Raw genomic sequence first — 15106 nt, 5'->3', positions numbered from 1 at the left:
GGCGAGCGGCTTAGCGAGGTCTCTTGTCTCGATTTTGTCTCAAATTCGCAGTTGTTGTGCAGGCTGCCGTTAACCCTACCAGATCGTAAACGGTTGCCTTGAAGAACTGACCGGCAGTCAGCTTCGCGCCTCGTCGCGGTTGCTGCCGATCCGCCAATATCGCCACGGCGTGAACCAGACATACCGATCCGCCAGAACCTCCGGAACAAGGTCGACGCCATGGGTGCCGAATGGTCCGCAGCGCAGAACCCTGAAAAATCCCATCCAGCCGCCGGCCCAAAGACCATGGCGGGCGATCGCCTCATGCGCATATTCCGAGCAGGTCGGCAGATGACGGCAGGAATTGCCGATGAAGCTGGACAGCGTCAGTTGATAGAGGCGCACCAGCGACGTGCCCAACACCCGGCCGGGGGTCTTGCGCCACGGGCCGGACCAGTTGCGGCCGCGCCGCGGCGGCCCGGCTGTATGTGCATGCCCATGCTGGTCGCCCACTGCGATCTCCGTCTTTCCAGACGATAGATGTGGGCTTCATCGGGAGAACGCAATCCCGCCCCTGCTTGCTGAGCTTTCACGGGCGGAAGCGGCGAAGTGGCTGCCGATCAGCCGGCAGTGCCCACCGGCAGGGGCTAGGCTGCTCTTCGTGGTGCTTTCGACAGGTTTTTTCGTCACGCCACTGAAACGTTGCAATCCGCATCACATCGCCAAAAATCTCCAGCAACTGGATCATGGCCGTATCTCCTTGGCGACGAGTAGACCGCCGCTGGCCTTCGCCTTCAAACGAGTATAATTTCCACTTCGGATAATCCTGGGTTATGCGAATGAAGCGTGGGCGACTGCCGCTGACGGCCTTGAGGAGCTTTGAAGCAGCCGGGCGGCACCTGAGTTTCAGCAGGGCGGCCGAGGAGCTTTTCGTCTCGCAGGCAGCGATCAGCCGGCAGATCCGCGAGCTCGAGATCTTTCTGCGCCGGCCCCTGTTCGAACGTCACCATCGCCGCGTCGAACTGACCGATGCGGGCCGCCGGCTGCTCAGTCAGTTGGTCAGGAGTTTCGACGCCATCGACGCCCTGCTTTCAGAGTTGGTGGCGGCTCCCGCGCAGACAGTGGTTCGTGTCAGCGTCGAGCCGTCTCTGGCATCGGTATGGCTGGTGCCGCGGCTCAACCGTTTTCGCCAATTGCGGCCCGACATCGACGTCGCGCTCGAAGTCGATCCAAGGCTGATTGAGTTTCGCGGCGACCAGCCTGAACTTGCCTTGCGCTTCAGTGCGCATGCAGCCTCGTGGCCGCGCAGCGAGGCCGAGCGGCTTGCCTCGACGGTCGATTCACCGGTTCTGTCGCCGGCGCTGCTTGCCGCGGGACCTCCCCTCGACAAGCCGGCCGACCTTGGCCGCTATACGCTGTTGCATGAGGAAAACCGACAGGGTTGGGCGCGCTGGTTCGAGGCGGCCGGTGTACCTGCCGACGCGGTGCCCGCGCGCGGTCCTATGCTGGCGGATGCGTCGCTTTCGAAGCAGGCCGCCCTGCTCGGACACGGCGTGGCGCTGGGCGATCTTCTGCAGATCGGTGAAGAGCTCGCCTCCGGCACGCTGGTCAAGCCATTCGACATCGACGTCGCGTCCGGCGCCTATTGGCTGGTGGCCAGAAGCCTGCGCGATCTCCCCGAGCCAGCCGCCGCGTTCGCCGACTGGGTGAGAAGCGAATTCGCCGAAAGCAGACGGCTCCAATAGGCCGCCAAATGGGCTATCAGGCGGCTTCTTCGGCGCGCTTCTTCTCGATCTGACCGATCGCGTCGACCACCGCGTCGAAGGTCAACATGGTCGAGGCATGGCGCGCCTTGTAGTCGCGCACCGGTTCCAGATATTTGAGATCGGCGAAGCGGCCTTCCGGCGGCGCTCCGTTCTCTTTCAGCATTTTCAGCATGGTCTCGCGCACCGCGCGCAATTCGTCGGCCGTAGCGCCAACCACATGCTGCGCCATGATGGAGGACGAGGCCTGGCCGAGCGCGCAGGCCTTCACGTCATGTGCGAAATCGGTAACAACGCCGTCTGCCATATTGAGATCGACGGTAACGGTAGAGCCGCACAATTTGGAATGTGCCCTCGCGCTGGCGTCGGGATGATCGAGCCGGCCGATCCGTGTGATATTTCCGGCAAAACCGAGAATTTTCGCATTGTAGACGTCGTTGATCATTATTTTCCAGTCCGTCGCCGCCAAGCGAACAGCGTTTGCCGCTGACGCGTCTTTCTTTCGCTCGTCATGACCATATATAATGGTGGCAGTCCGGTATCGACAAGGCGACGAAAAGCCCACGTCTTTGCCGCAGTTTGCTCACGCCGCTTACGGGGCTGGAAACCGGGCGAGTTTCCGACGCCGAAAGGTCGTGGTCCGTTCAACTCGTTCCTCCTGAGAGAGGGACTACGGGAGACGCCTTTATGGATGCCGTTATCAAGAAGTTCATGCCCCAGTCGGCCTACATGGAAAAGCCCGTCACCGACCGGCCGAGCGAGGCCGAGGTCGAGGCTGCGGTACGCACGCTTTTGCGCTGGACCGGCGACAACCCCGATCGCGAAGGGCTGGTCGACACGCCCAAGCGGGTGGCCAAGGCCTATCGGGAAATGTTCGGCGGCTATGACATGTGCCCGGCCGAAGAGCTTGGCCGCACCTTCGAGGAAGTGGCTGGTTACGACGACCTTGTCATCGTCAAGGACATCCAGTTCCATTCGCATTGCGAACATCACATGGTGCCGATCATCGGCAAAGCCCATGTCGGCTATCTGCCGGACGGCAAGGTCGTCGGCCTGTCCAAGATCGCGCGCGTGGTCGATATCTTCGCCCATCGCCTGCAGACCCAGGAAGCCATGACCGCGCAGATCGCCGGCGTCATTCAGGATGTGCTCAATCCGCGCGGCGTTGCCGTGATGATCGAGGCCGAGCACATGTGCATGGCCATGCGCGGCATCCGCAAGCAGGGCTCCACCACGCTGACCTCGACCTTCACCGGCGTGTTCAAGGATACTCCCGAAGAACAGGTTCGTTTCGTCACCATGGTGCGTGGCGGTGGGGTGTAAGCCGCCTCGCCCGGCATCGCCGAACCATGATTCCGAAAGTGGCTACCGGTTTTCGGATAATCATGGTCAAACAGGAAGATAGCCCGGCGATGTCGGCACTGGAATTTCCGAAGGCTCCCTCAGACAAGAAAGCGCTGGAAGAAGGCGCGGTGTTTTCACCGCGCTTCGATGCCGCCGGCCTGGTCACCGTCGTCGTCACCGATGCGGCAGACGGCGTGCTTTTGATGGTCGCGCACATGAATGCGCAGGCTCTGGCGTTGACGCTTGAAACAGGTATCGCCCACTACTGGTCGCGTTCGCGCAATGCGCTGTGGAAGAAGGGCGAAACGTCAGGCAATCTCCAGCATGTCATCGAGGTGCTCACGGATTGTGACCAGGACGCCATATGGTTGCGCGTCAAAGTGCTAGGCCACGACGCAACTTGTCACACAGGCCGGCGTTCCTGCTTCTATCGGACGGTGGGGCTGATCGACGGCAAGGCGATGCTTGCCGACGATGGCAGCGAGCCCTTGTTCGATGCGGAAAAAACGTATCGGAAGCTCCCGTGAATAACCAGCTTGAACCTTTTGCCCGCAGCCAACCACATAGATTCACCATTTCGATACGGCCCGCCTATATATTAGCTGTGGGACAAGGGAGATCATGATGCTCGAGTGGGCGTCATTGCGTAACAGAGCGGACGTACGAGAGGCGAATGGTCCCGCTTCGTCCGGCGGCGCGGCCGAAACAACATCACCAAAGAAAACTGGCATCTCGCTTGCACTGGGCGGCGGTTGCGCAAGAGGCTGGGCGCATATCGGCGTGCTGCGCGCGCTCGATGAAGCCGGCATCGAGGTTTCGATGATTGCCGGCACCTCGATCGGCGCGCTGGTCGGCGGCTGTTACCTCGCCGGAAAACTGGACGAGTTGGAAGAGTTCGCCCGCAGCCTGACCAGGCGGCGCATCTTCGGCCTGCTCGATCTAAACCTGCGCGGCAGCGGTCTGTTCGGCGGCATGAAGCTGGATGCTCGCCTGCGTGAGCATGTGGCCGGCATTCGCTTTGAGGATTTGTCCAAGCCGTTCGTCGCGGTCGCTTCCGAAATCCGCACCGGCCATGAGATTTGGCTGTCGAACGGTTCGCTGATAACAGCCATGCGCGCTTCCTATGCCTTGCCCGGCGTGTTCGAGCCGGTGACTTGCAATGGTCGCGTGCTGGTCGACGGAGCTTTGGTCAATCCGGTGCCGGTGTCGGTCTGCCGTGCCTATGAGCAGCCGCTGGTTGTCGCGGTCAACCTTCATTACGACCTGTTCGGCCGTGCCGCCGTCATCAAGCATAGCGCCGGCGAACTGGTCGTCGAGAACGATGCGCCGCGCAGTGGCCAATTCGACCCTGAGCACCGGGCACATCAGACGCGGCTTGGCATCACCGGCGTCATGGTCGAGGCCTTCAACATCATCCAGGATCGAATCTCGCGCGCCAGGCTTGCCGGCGATCCGCCCGACATGTCGCTGCAGCCCAAGCTCAGCCACATCGGCCTGACCGAATTCCACCGCGCCGACGAGGCGATCCAGATCGGCTATAGGGCGACGATGGCACAGATCGGCGAACTGACCCGGCTTCAGACGGTTCTCGCCTGATCAAAGACGCATCAGGCGCGTGCCGCGTCGACGATGCGGAACTGCACGCTGCGATTGCCGTTCCAGTAATTGCCCGACAATGAGCCGGCGACGTGGATCGTCTTACCACGGTTCTTGAACAGGAAGTCGCCGAGCACCGTGTCGACGGCACGAAAGGCGATCGCCTGGATGCGACCGCCACTGCCCGACTGGAGGTCGGCGCGGATGTGGTTGGTGCCGACCAGCCGGGCGTCGGCCAGCCGATGGCGAGGCAGCGCGAAAACAGGCGCGACATGCCCTGCACCGAACGGGCCGGCCTTTTCCAGCGCATCCAGCAAGGCCAGCGTCGCACCCTCGGCGGCAAGCGCGCCGTCGATCGCCAGGCTTTCCTCGTCTTGCAATCGGAACACGTCGGCTGCTGCGCGCTCCTCGAAAAATGCCCTGAGCTCGCCGAGCCGCGTGCGCTCGACGGTAATGCCGGCTGCCATGCCATGGCCGCCGCCCTTGACGATCAGCCCGGCATCTGCGGCTTCGCGCACCAGCCGGCCGAGATCGAAGCCCGACACCGAGCGACCTGAACCGGTGCCGGTGCCGGTGGCGTTGAAGGCGATGGCGAAGGCCGGCCGTCGGGCATGGTCCTTGAGCCTGGAGGCAAGCAGGCCGACGATGCCGGGATGCCAGTTGGTGCTAGCGGTAACGACGATGGCCGGCCCGCTGCCGCCGGCAAGCTCGGCATCGGCCTCGGCACGCGCCGCGGCCAGCATCTCGTGTTCCATCAGCTGCCGCTCCTGGTTGAGCCGATCGAGCGTCTCGGCGATGGTGCGGGCCTCGACCGGATCGTCGGTCGCAAGCAGCCGGCTGCCGAGGGCGGCGTCGCCGATGCGCCCGCCGGCGTTTATGCGCGGTCCGATCAGGTAGGCCAGATGGAAGGTGCTGAGCGGCTCGCCGACGCGCGAGACCCGCGCCAGCGCAGACATTCCCTCGTTCTTCTGCTGGCGCGCCACTTGCAAGCCCTTGACGACGAAGGCACGGTTGACGCCGGTGAGCGGCACCACATCGCAGACCGTGGCCAGCGCCACGAGATCGAGCAGCGAGAGCAGGTCCGGCGGCGTGGCGTCGGCCAGCCGGCCGCGCAGGACCTTGGCCGTCTGCACCAGCGCGAGAAAAACCACTCCGGCGGCGCAGAGATGGCCCTGCCCGGAAAGGTCGTCGTCGCGGTTGGGGTTGACCACCGCGTGTGCCGCCGGCAAGGCGCCGCCGACCTGATGATGGTCGAGCACCACGACATCGGCACCGGCGGCATTGGCCGCGTCGATGGAAGCCGCGCTGTTGGTGCCGCAATCGACGGTGACGATCAGCGTCGCGCCGCGCGAGATGAGCTCGCGCATGGCTTCGGGATTGGGACCGTAACCCTCGAAGATACGATCGGGAATGTAGATTTCCGACGATATCGAGAAATGCGCGAGGAAGCGTTTGAGCAAGGCCGACGAGGCGGCGCCATCGACATCGTAGTCGCCGAAGATCGCCACCTTCTCCCGGGCCATCACCGCGGCGGCTATTCGAATGGCCGCCTTGTCCATGTCGGTCAGCGAAGCCGGGTCCGGCAGCAGGTCGCGGATCGTCGGGTCGAGAAAGCGCTCCGCCTGTTCCGCCGTCACGCCACGTCCGGCAAGCACGCGCGCGACGATATCGGGCACGCCGTGCCCCTGTGCGATGGCAAGCGCGACCATGTCCTGCCGCTCGGTCAGCCGATGTTCCCAGGAAACACCGGTGGCCGACTGTCGGACATCGAGAAAAAGGCGTCTCTCGCCCGTCATGCGAGGCGGCGTTTGCGGATGATCATTGCCCACAATATCCGACGGCCAGTCAGGAATGCATCAAAACTTTTCCAGGTCCTGATGCCGGGCCTTGATCTCGCGCACGGTGCGCGACGACGAGCGCAGCACGATCGTGTGCGTTGTGATGTAGTTGCGGCCGAACTTGACCCCTGCCAGCATGTTGCCGTCGGTGACGCCGGTGGCCGCGAACAACACATCGCCGCGCGCCATGTCCTCGGCCCGGTAGACCCGCTTCGGGTCGGCAATACCCATCTTGCCGGCGCGGGCGACCTTCTCGGGCGTATCGAGGATCAAGCGGCCCTGCATCTGGCCACCCGTGCAGCGCAGCGCCGCCGCGGCCAGCACGCCCTCCGGCGCGCCGCCAATGCCGAGATAGATGTCGATGCCGGTTTCCTCGGGATCGGTGGTGTGGATGACACCGGCGACGTCGCCATCGCCGATCAGCCGGATTGCCGCCCCGGTGGCGCGCACGGCGTCGATCAGCTTGCCGTGGCGCGGACGATCGAGGATGCAAGCAGTGACGTCGGACACCGCGACGCCCTTGGCCTTTGCCAGGCTGGCTATGTTTTCGGCCGGCGACGCATCGATGTCGATGACGCCCTCGGCATAGCCCGGGCCGATGGCGATCTTGTCCATGTAGACATCGGGCGCGAACAGCAGGCTGCCCTTCTCGGCGATGGCGATGACGGCCAGCGCGTTGGGCAGGTTCTTGGCGCAGATCGTGGTGCCTTCAAGCGGGTCGAGCGCAATGTCGACCGCCGGGCCTTTGCCGGTGCCGACCTCCTCTCCGATATAGAGCATCGGCGCCTCGTCCCGCTCGCCTTCGCCGATCACCACCGTGCCCTTGATGGCGAGGCGATTGAGCTCCTGGCGCATGGCGTCCACCGCGACCTGGTCGGCGGCCTTTTCGTCACCGCGTCCGCGCAGCCTGGCGGCCGCGACGGCGGCGCGTTCGGTGACGCGCACCAGTTCCATGGTGAGTATCCGGTCAAGTCCGGCGATAATGTTGTGGGCCACGTTCATCAGGTCGATCCTCGTTCGCATGCCGCCTCCCGCCGGAGGCGCGCCTCTTGTGTCAAACGAGCATGACAACGGCAAGACCTCTCGAAGGTTTTCTCGAAAAGCCTGCAATATCAACCGATTAAATTATGGATAGCACGATTCCGGCGAACCTGGGCCGCTTTCAAAGTAGGTATCGAGATCTAAAACACGGCCAGATATTTCAATAGCGAAACGATGCCGATGATGATGACGATGATCTGCGCGATCTGCCGCATCCTGGCGTCCAGCGGCAATCGCTGAATGAGGTAAAGCACCAGAATGATCACCAGGAACGTGATCAGGATGCCGATCAGGACGGAAGAAGCCATAGTGCTCCCCTGGAAATTGCTCGACGGACAGGTAAGCCGGCAAAAACCGGCTCGGTCGTTACCGGATCAATACCAGCGGCGCTGGCTGTCATTCATCGACTGGCCAACGGCGAGGCCGGCCAGAAAACCCAGCAGCCCGATGACGCCGACCACTGCCGTCGTCGTGCCCGGGTTTTCACGCGCGACCTCCGAGACCGCCTGGGCGTGGCTGCGCAACTGCTGAGCCGTTCGCGACGCACGGCTCGCCGCGCTGTCGTAGACGTCGGATGCCTGAGCCGAGGCCTCGTCAACCAGTTCCGCACCTCGCTCCGAAAGGCTCTTGTTGATCCTGGTGATCTCCTTGCGCAGGTCGGCGATCTGCTTTTCGAGCGTCTTTTGGATGTCGTCGATCTGGGGGGTGTCGGATTTCGATGTTTCGGCCATTGGCATTCCCTCGGTTTGCACCTCGTGAGAACGGCGCTGGCCGGGATTGGTTCCGGCGAGCCAGGCAGCGGCATCGGCCGCAACAGTATCGTCGCAGCAATCCAGTGGTGCGCGACGGAAGGAAATATCTATCCTGCCCGTTCGATCCGGATGACCTGCGGCTTGTCGGTCAGGTGACCATCCTTGGTGATACCGTCCACGGCCTTGCGCACCGCGGCTTCGGTGGTCTCGTGGGTGACGAGGATCACCGTCTTTTGCGCCGCCACTTCGCCGCTGATCGCGTGCTGGACGATCGATTCCAGCGAGATATCGTTATCGGCCATGCGCTTGGCGATGGCCGCGAACACGCCAATGCGGTCATGCACGGTCAGCCGGATGAAATAGCCGCCGGCATGGCTGCGCATCTGCGCCTTCTTGTAAGGCTTCAATTCCCTCGCCGGCCTGCCGAAGACCGGGCCGTGCTGGAAGCCGGGACGGCTCTTTGCGATATCGGCGATGTCGCCGATGACGGCCGAGGCGGTGGCATTGCCGCCGGCGCCGGGGCCGGAGAGCAGCAGTTCGCCGAGGATGTCGGTCTCGATCGCCACCGCATTGATGACGCCGTGGACCTGCGCGATCACCGAGGCCGTCGGCACCATGGTCGGATGCACGCGCTGCTCGATGCCGCTCTCGGTGCGCTGGGCAACGCCAAGCAGCTTGATCCGGTAGCCGAGATCGCCGGCCGCACGGATATCGGCCTGGGTGATGTTCGAGATGCCTTCCATGTAGATGTCGTTGGCGGCGATCTTGGTGCCGAAGGCCAGGCTGGTCAGGATCGACAGCTTGTGCGCGGTGTCATGGCCTTCGATGTCGAAGGTCGGGTCGGCCTCGGCATAGCCCAGCCGCTGCGCGTCCTTGAGGCAGGCGTCGAACGAGATGCCTTCGGCCTCCATCCGGGTCAGGATATAGTTGCAGGTACCGTTGAGAATACCGAAGACACGGGTGACCGAGTTGCCGGCCATCGCCTCGCGCATCGTCTTGATAACGGGAATGCCGCCCGCCACCGCGGCCTCGTAGTTGAGCAGCACGCCCTTCTTCTCGGCGATCTCGGCGAGCGCGACGCCATGTTTGGCCAGCAGCGCCTTGTTCGCGGTAACGACATGGCGGCCGGCTTCGAGCGCCGCCCTGACCGCCGCGAACGCCGGCCCCTCGTCGCCGCCGATCAGCTCGACGAAAACGTCGATCTCGGCGGCCTGCGCCATCTTGACCGGATCGTCGAACCATTTCGCGGCATTGAGATCGACGCCGCGGTCGCGCTTGGGATCACGCGCCGAAACCGCCGACACGACGATGTCGCGCCCACACTGCCGTGTCAGCTCCGCCGCCTTGTCGCGCAGCACGCGCGCCACCGAGGCGCCGACCGTGCCGAGGCCGGCAATTCCAACACGCAGAGCTTCAGCCATGGCCGGCGATGTCCCCCGAAAGATCAAACGAAATTGTGTGCGGAAAGCTTACCGATGGGCGGAAAGCGGCACGACATTGTTGGGTTGCTTGGCACTGGTCGCCAGGAAGCGCTTGATGTTGCGCGCCGCCTGCCGGATCCGGTGCTCGTTCTCGACCAGCGCGACACGCACGAAATCATCGCCGTGTTCGCCGAACCCGACGCCTGGCGCCACCGCAACGTCGGCATGTTCGATGAGCAGCTTGGAGAATTCGAGCGAGCCGAGATGGCGGAACGGCTCGGGAATCGGCGCCCAGGCGAACATGGACGCAGCCGGAGCCGGAATGGTCCAGCCCGCGCGGCCGAAGGCATCCACCATCACGTCGCGCCGCTTGTGGTAGATGTCGCGCACTTCGGCGATGTCGGCGCCATCGCCGTTGAGGGCGTGTGCGGCCGCCACCTGGATCGGGGTGAACGCACCGTAATCGAGATAGGATTTCACCCGGGTCAGCGCCGAGATAAGCCGCTCGTTGCCGACCGCAAAGCCCATGCGCCAGCCGGGCATGGAGAAGGTCTTCGACATGGAGGTGAACTCGACGCAAACGTCGATCGCGCCCGGCACCTGCAGCACCGAAGGCGGCGGATTGCCGTCGAAATAGATCTCCGAATAGGCAAGGTCCGACAGGATGATGATGTCGTTCTTCTTCGCGAACGCCACCACGTCCTTGTAAAAATCGAGCGAGGCGACCAGCGCCGTCGGGTTCGACGGGTAGTTGAGGATCAGCGCCAGCGGCTTCGGAATCGAATGGCGGATGCCGCGCTCGACCGCCGGGATGAAACCGTCATCGGGTTCCACCTGCAGCGACCGGATGACGCCGCCCGACATGATGAAGCCGAAAGCATGGATCGGGTAGGTTGGATTCGGGCACAGGATCACGTCGCCAGGGGCGGTGATCGCCTGCGCCATGTTGGCGAAGCCTTCTTTCGAACCCAGCGTTGCCACCACTTGCGTATCGGGATCAAGCTTCACGCCGAAGCGGCGCTGATAGTAAGCGGCCTGGGCGCGGCGCAGGCCCGGAATGCCGCGCGAGGAGGAATAGCGATGGGTGCGCGGATCGCGCACCACTTCGCACAACTTGTCGACGATTGCCTTGGGCGTCGGCAGGTCCGGATTGCCCATGCCGAGGTCGATGATGTCGGCGCCGCGCGAGCGGGCGCTGGCCTTGAGCCGGTTGACCTGCTCGAAGACATAGGGCGGAAGCCGGCGGACCTTGTGAAACTCTTCCATGGCAGTTCCAGACATCACTTGGCGTTTGGCAAGGCGCGCCGTGTCGGCAAGTGCCTTGGGCGCGCGCTATATACTTATTTGCAGGTAGGGTCGAGGGTGGGGTCGCATTTGCCTTCGATCTGCTTCAGCGTCTGCGCGCCATGCTTGCTGGCCAGGTCCGTCAGCGCCGCCTGATTGGTGACGTTGGGGGCGCCGCCATTGGCTGCCTGCGCGCTTTCGTCCCCCTTCAATTCCGCGAGCCTGGCATTCCTCTCGGCATCGGTGAACTGTTTGGCCGCTACTTTCGGCGGGATGTTCAGGTTCGGAAAGGTGCCGGTATCCTTCGGTCCCGCTGATGTGGCGATGGGCACCGGGCCGCTGGTATTGGTGCTCGAGCAGGCCCCAAGGCACAGCAGGGCAATTGCCGCACCGATGCGGCAAAAACGACCGGCGCCGAAAAAAACAGTCTCGCCAATGTTAATCGTCATATTGTTTCCTTGGCAGCCGGGGTAGAGCGAGGTTGGACCCAGTCGGATGTCCCATGGTAATATGTCAAGAAAACGCTTCGGGAGGAACCCCGCGCACCATGTCCAAAACACCCGATTCGGGCAAAGCGGAAGATGGCGGACCTTCGACGGTCGAGCAATATCTGGTGAAGGACCCGGAACGCTTCGCCCTGAACATGGCGCGCATGATCGAGCAGGCCGGCAAGGCGGCTTCCGCCTGGGCCGAGCCGCGCGAGAAGGGCGAAGTGCGCGACCATGTCGCCGAACCGGTCGTCGACATGGTGAAGACCTTCTCCAAGCTCAGCGAATACTGGCTTGCCGACCCACAACGCGCGCTCGAAGCGCAGACGCGGCTGTTCGCCGGCTATATGACGGTTTGGGCGAACGCCATCCAGCGCGTCAGCGCCGATGCCGAGCGAACCGAGGACGCGGTCAAGCCGGAGCGCGGCGACAAGCGTTTCCAGGATCCGGAATGGGGCCGCAACGCCTTCTTCGATTTCTTGAAACAGGCCTATCTCGTCACCTCGCGCTGGGCGGCTGATCTTGTCGAGCACGCCGAAGGCCTGGATGACCACACCCGCCACAAGGCGAGCTTCTACGTCAAGCAGGTGTCCAACGCCATCTCGCCGTCGAATTTCATCCTGACCAATCCGGAACTGTTTCGCGAAACCATCGCCTCGAACGGCGAAAATCTTGTGCGCGGCATGAAGATGCTGGCCGAGGACATCGCGGCCGGCAAGGGCGACCTGAAGCTGCGTCAGGCCGACTACTCGCCCTTCGAGATCGGCCGCAACATCGCCACCACCCCCGGCAAGGTGGTCGGCCGCAGCGACGTCGCCGAGATCATTCAATACGATCCCGCCACCGAGACGGTGCTGAAACGGCCGCTGCTGATCTGCCCGCCCTGGATCAACAAGTTCTACATACTCGACCTCAACCCGCAGAAATCCTTCATCCGCTGGGCGATCGAACAGGGCCACACCGTGTTCGTCATCTCCTGGATCAACCCTGATGAACGCCACGGCATGAAGAACTGGGAGGCTTATACAAGAGAGGGGCTGCAATACGGCCTCGACACTATCGAGAAGGCCACAGGCGAGAAAGAGGTCAACGCTATCGGCTACTGCGTCGGCGGCACGTTGCTGGCGGCGGCACTTGCCCTGCTGGCGCAGGAGGGTGACGATCGCATCAAATCGGCGACCTTCTTCACCACCCAGGTCGATTTCACCTATGCCGGCGACCTCAAGGTGTTCGTCGACGAGGAACAGGTCGCGGCGGTGGAAAAGGCGATGAACGAAAAGGGCTATCTCGACGGCACCAAGATGGCGACCGCCTTCAACATGCTGCGCTCGGGCGACCTGATCTGGCCCTATGTCGTCAACAACTACATGCGCGGCAAGGATCCCCTGCCCTTCGACCTGCTTTACTGGAATGCCGATTCGACACGCATGGCGGCGGCCAACCACTCCTTCTATTTGCGCAACTGCTATCTCGAGAACAACCTCTCGCGCGGCAGGATGGAACTTGCCGGACGCACCGTTTCGCTCGCCGACATCAAGATCCCCGTCTACAACCTCGCCTCCAGGGAAGACCACATCGCTCCCGCGCTGTCCGTCTTCCTCGGCTCGAAATATTTCGGTGGCGAGGTCGAATACGTGATGGCGGGCTCCGGTCATATCGCCGGCGTCGTCAACCCGCCCGCATCGGGCAAGTACCAGTACTGGACCGGCGGCAAGCCGGAGGGCGACTTCGGCGAGTGGATCGCAAGGGCCACCGACCATCCTGGCTCCTGGTGGCCGCACTGGCAGAGCTGGATAGAGGCTAAGGACAATAATCGCGTGCCTGCCCGCAAAGCAGGCAAGCATATGAAAACTTTTGGTGATGCCCCCGGCACCTATGTCAAGGTGCGTGTGTAACCGACTGTAATGTCTGGTGAGTTGACGGACCCGTAAAAGCGGGCGAAATGGTGTCGTCAACCATCTTGCCGCCTAAATTCGGCAATTGCCGCAAAAATACTTCCAGGCTTGCTGATTTGACACAGGTCTCGTTTCCGGATCGGAGACAAGGGGCACCTCGACGCAGCCGTTCGGACGCCGCGCCAAGGATATACCGATCGGATATCGAGGGGGAATTTGACTTTGAAATCAGCAGGGTGGAGCCTCGTGAAGGGAGAACGCCGCACCATTGCGGCGGCGCTCTGCTCCGTGCTCCTGGCCTCCTGCACCTCGGCCGGCGACCCCACAATGTCGGTTGGCATGCCCGGCTACAATGCCTCCGCGTCGGACATCAACGCAGCCTCGACAAACAAGCCGATCGTGGCCGGCGATTCGTCGTCGCAGACGGCGACCACGCAGACCACAGTGATGGCGGAAGGCGACACAGCGCTGCCCGAGACGGTCGCCTACGTGCCGATTACCAAGCCGCAGGCGGCCTTCCCGCTCACCGCGCCGGCTGAAGCTGAAACGATTGCCGGAAACACGCCGCAATCGCTGGAGCAGCAGCCGCAGACGGCGCAGCAGACCGATGCGGCGGCGCAGAAGATCGCCGCCGCCGACGCGGCCGTGACGGCGCCGAAGCAGGCCGCCACACCGGCGATGAACAATCCGGTCTATGTGACCGCTGGCGAGGCGCAGCAAGCGGAGGCGCCGAAGAAAAGGGGTTTCCTGGCCTCGATGTTTGGCGCCACGCCGGCTTCGGCGAAGCCCGCTCCACTGGTCAACACGCGCGCAGGCGAACAGCCGGCTGTGCAGGCCAAGCCCGCCCCGGCGGCGGCAAAGCCGATCATTACACTGGCCTCGGCCGATTCCACGGCGAAACCGGTGCAGCTGGCTTCGCTCGGCGACGACTCAGGTCACATCACCGGCAGCGATGCCCTGCCGGGCGTCCGCCAGACGGCGCTGTTCGAGATCAAGCGCAAATCCGGCCTCGACGACGAAAGCGACGTCGACCTCAACGAGGATGAAGGTTCGGGCGGCCTCTACCAGGTAGCCTCCGCCGCCGGCATGGCGCGCCTCGCGCCTAACGGCCTCTTGAAGCAGAACGAGAGCGTCGACGTGGCGTGCCTCAAGCCCTCGCTGGTGCGCGTGCTCAAGACGATCGAAGGCCACTACGGCCGCAAGATGGTCGTCACCTCCGGCTATCGCGACCCCGCCCGCAACCGCCGTGCCAACGGCGCCAAGAATTCGCTGCACATGTATTGCGCCGCCGCCGACATCCAGGTGCCGGGCGTCTCGAAATGGGAGCTGGCGAGCTACGTCAGGACGATGCCCGGCCGCGGCGGCGTCGGCACCTACTGCCACACCGAATCGGTCCACGTCGACGTCGGCCCCGAGCGCGACTGGAACTGGCGCTGCCGCCGGCGCAGCGGTGGCGAAGGCTGACCAGGGCCGGTTCGGCTGGACGCGCCAAAGCGCGTCGCGCTGAAACGGAGCTCACTTTTGAGCGACATGTATTAGCGTCAGGCCGCTTCCAGCAATCGTCTGAAAAGTGCCCGGAAATCCACGCGGCGGCTGGTGACGGCCGCCAGAAAAATTGCCGCTGGCGCTGCGTGAATCACTCGCTTCGGCAGGCAGGAAAAAAGTTGTCCAAGCCGGCACCTGACGGGTTGCCGGTTGCGCACAA

Annotated in this window: 16 protein-coding genes; 6 read left to right on the top strand and 10 right to left on the bottom strand. The window is 63.4% G+C overall.

Annotation, left to right across the window (positions count from 1 at the left end; genetic code table 11):
* Window positions 1–117 precede the first annotated feature (117 nt).
* Both yidD and FJ490_RS32670 read right to left on the bottom strand, forming a co-directional pair.
* On the bottom strand, window positions 118–492 hold the full coding sequence (gene yidD, locus FJ490_RS13595; RefSeq protein ID WP_140521001.1) for a membrane protein insertion efficiency factor YidD: 375 nt from the start codon (window positions 490–492) through the stop codon (window positions 118–120).
* Between the two features lie 76 nt (window positions 493–568).
* A complete protein-coding gene (locus tag FJ490_RS32670) occupies window positions 569–727 on the bottom strand; it encodes a hypothetical protein (RefSeq protein WP_181165326.1) in 159 nt (52 codons plus the stop codon).
* A 91-nt stretch (window positions 728–818) separates the two neighbouring features.
* On the opposite strand from FJ490_RS32670, the gene FJ490_RS13590 reads away from it, so the two are divergent.
* Window positions 819–1724 carry a LysR substrate-binding domain-containing protein gene (locus tag FJ490_RS13590; protein WP_140729505.1) on the top strand — a complete coding sequence of 302 codons (906 nt, stop codon included), beginning with the start codon at window positions 819–821 and terminating at the stop codon, window positions 1722–1724.
* Between the two features lie 16 nt (window positions 1725–1740).
* On the opposite strand, the gene FJ490_RS13585 is transcribed toward FJ490_RS13590, so the two are convergent.
* Entirely contained in the window at window positions 1741–2187 is a 447-nt protein-coding gene (locus FJ490_RS13585) for an iron-sulfur cluster assembly scaffold protein (RefSeq protein WP_140495827.1), read from the bottom strand.
* Window positions 2188–2429: 242 nt separating this feature from the next.
* On the opposite strand from FJ490_RS13585, the gene folE reads away from it, so the two are divergent.
* The 3 genes from folE (at window position 2430) to FJ490_RS13570 (ending at window position 4682) form a co-directional block, all read left to right on the top strand.
* A complete protein-coding gene (gene folE / locus FJ490_RS13580) occupies window positions 2430–3065 on the top strand; it encodes a GTP cyclohydrolase I FolE (RefSeq protein WP_140517057.1) in 636 nt (211 codons plus the stop codon).
* A gap of 89 nt (window positions 3066–3154) precedes the next feature.
* Window positions 3155–3613 carry a phosphoribosyl-AMP cyclohydrolase gene (gene hisI, locus FJ490_RS13575; RefSeq protein ID WP_140517282.1) on the top strand — a complete coding sequence of 153 codons (459 nt, stop codon included), beginning with the start codon at window positions 3155–3157 and terminating at the stop codon, window positions 3611–3613.
* 97 nt (window positions 3614–3710) lie between these two features.
* Complete coding sequence (locus FJ490_RS13570) at window positions 3711–4682, top strand: patatin family protein (RefSeq protein ID WP_140495825.1); 972 nt, start codon at window positions 3711–3713, stop codon at window positions 4680–4682.
* Between the two features lie 11 nt (window positions 4683–4693).
* Here the strand turns inward: FJ490_RS13570 and recJ are convergent, their stop codons facing one another.
* From recJ to FJ490_RS13535, 7 genes are all read right to left on the bottom strand, one after another.
* On the bottom strand, window positions 4694–6478 hold the full coding sequence (gene recJ, locus FJ490_RS13565; protein ID WP_140495824.1) for a single-stranded-DNA-specific exonuclease RecJ: 1785 nt from the start codon (window positions 6476–6478) through the stop codon (window positions 4694–4696).
* A 60-nt stretch (window positions 6479–6538) separates the two neighbouring features.
* The gene (glpX, locus tag FJ490_RS13560) at window positions 6539–7522 is read right to left on the bottom strand and encodes a class II fructose-bisphosphatase (protein ID WP_140495884.1); all 984 of its coding nucleotides are present in this window, start codon (window positions 7520–7522) and stop codon (window positions 6539–6541) included.
* Window positions 7523–7701: 179 nt separating this feature from the next.
* The gene (locus tag FJ490_RS13555; protein ID WP_140495823.1) at window positions 7702–7869 is read right to left on the bottom strand and encodes a Thivi_2564 family membrane protein; all 168 of its coding nucleotides are present in this window, start codon (window positions 7867–7869) and stop codon (window positions 7702–7704) included.
* A gap of 66 nt (window positions 7870–7935) precedes the next feature.
* Window positions 7936–8292 carry a hypothetical protein gene (locus FJ490_RS13550; protein ID WP_140495822.1) on the bottom strand — a complete coding sequence of 119 codons (357 nt, stop codon included), beginning with the start codon at window positions 8290–8292 and terminating at the stop codon, window positions 7936–7938.
* 128 nt (window positions 8293–8420) lie between these two features.
* The gene (locus FJ490_RS13545) at window positions 8421–9734 is read right to left on the bottom strand and encodes a homoserine dehydrogenase (RefSeq protein ID WP_140729506.1); all 1314 of its coding nucleotides are present in this window, start codon (window positions 9732–9734) and stop codon (window positions 8421–8423) included.
* Window positions 9735–9782: 48 nt separating this feature from the next.
* Window positions 9783–11000 carry an LL-diaminopimelate aminotransferase gene (locus FJ490_RS13540; RefSeq protein ID WP_140495820.1) on the bottom strand — a complete coding sequence of 406 codons (1218 nt, stop codon included), beginning with the start codon at window positions 10998–11000 and terminating at the stop codon, window positions 9783–9785.
* Window positions 11001–11074: 74 nt separating this feature from the next.
* On the bottom strand, window positions 11075–11467 hold the full coding sequence (locus FJ490_RS13535; RefSeq protein WP_140495819.1) for a hypothetical protein: 393 nt from the start codon (window positions 11465–11467) through the stop codon (window positions 11075–11077).
* A 98-nt stretch (window positions 11468–11565) separates the two neighbouring features.
* On the opposite strand from FJ490_RS13535, the gene phaC reads away from it, so the two are divergent.
* Window positions 11566–13401: a class I poly(R)-hydroxyalkanoic acid synthase gene (gene phaC / locus FJ490_RS13530; RefSeq protein ID WP_140517069.1), complete on the top strand. Its 1836-nt coding sequence runs from the start codon at window positions 11566–11568 to the stop codon at window positions 13399–13401.
* A 216-nt stretch (window positions 13402–13617) separates the two neighbouring features.
* Window positions 13618–14865: a YcbK family protein gene (locus FJ490_RS13525; protein ID WP_140729507.1), complete on the top strand. Its 1248-nt coding sequence runs from the start codon at window positions 13618–13620 to the stop codon at window positions 14863–14865.
* Window positions 14866–15106: the final 241 nt, after the last annotated feature.

Source organism: Mesorhizobium sp. B2-5-11, assembly GCF_006440835.1.
Classification (GTDB): Bacteria; Pseudomonadota; Alphaproteobacteria; order Rhizobiales; family Rhizobiaceae; genus Mesorhizobium.
This window is presented reverse-complemented; position numbering and strand designations above follow the sequence as displayed.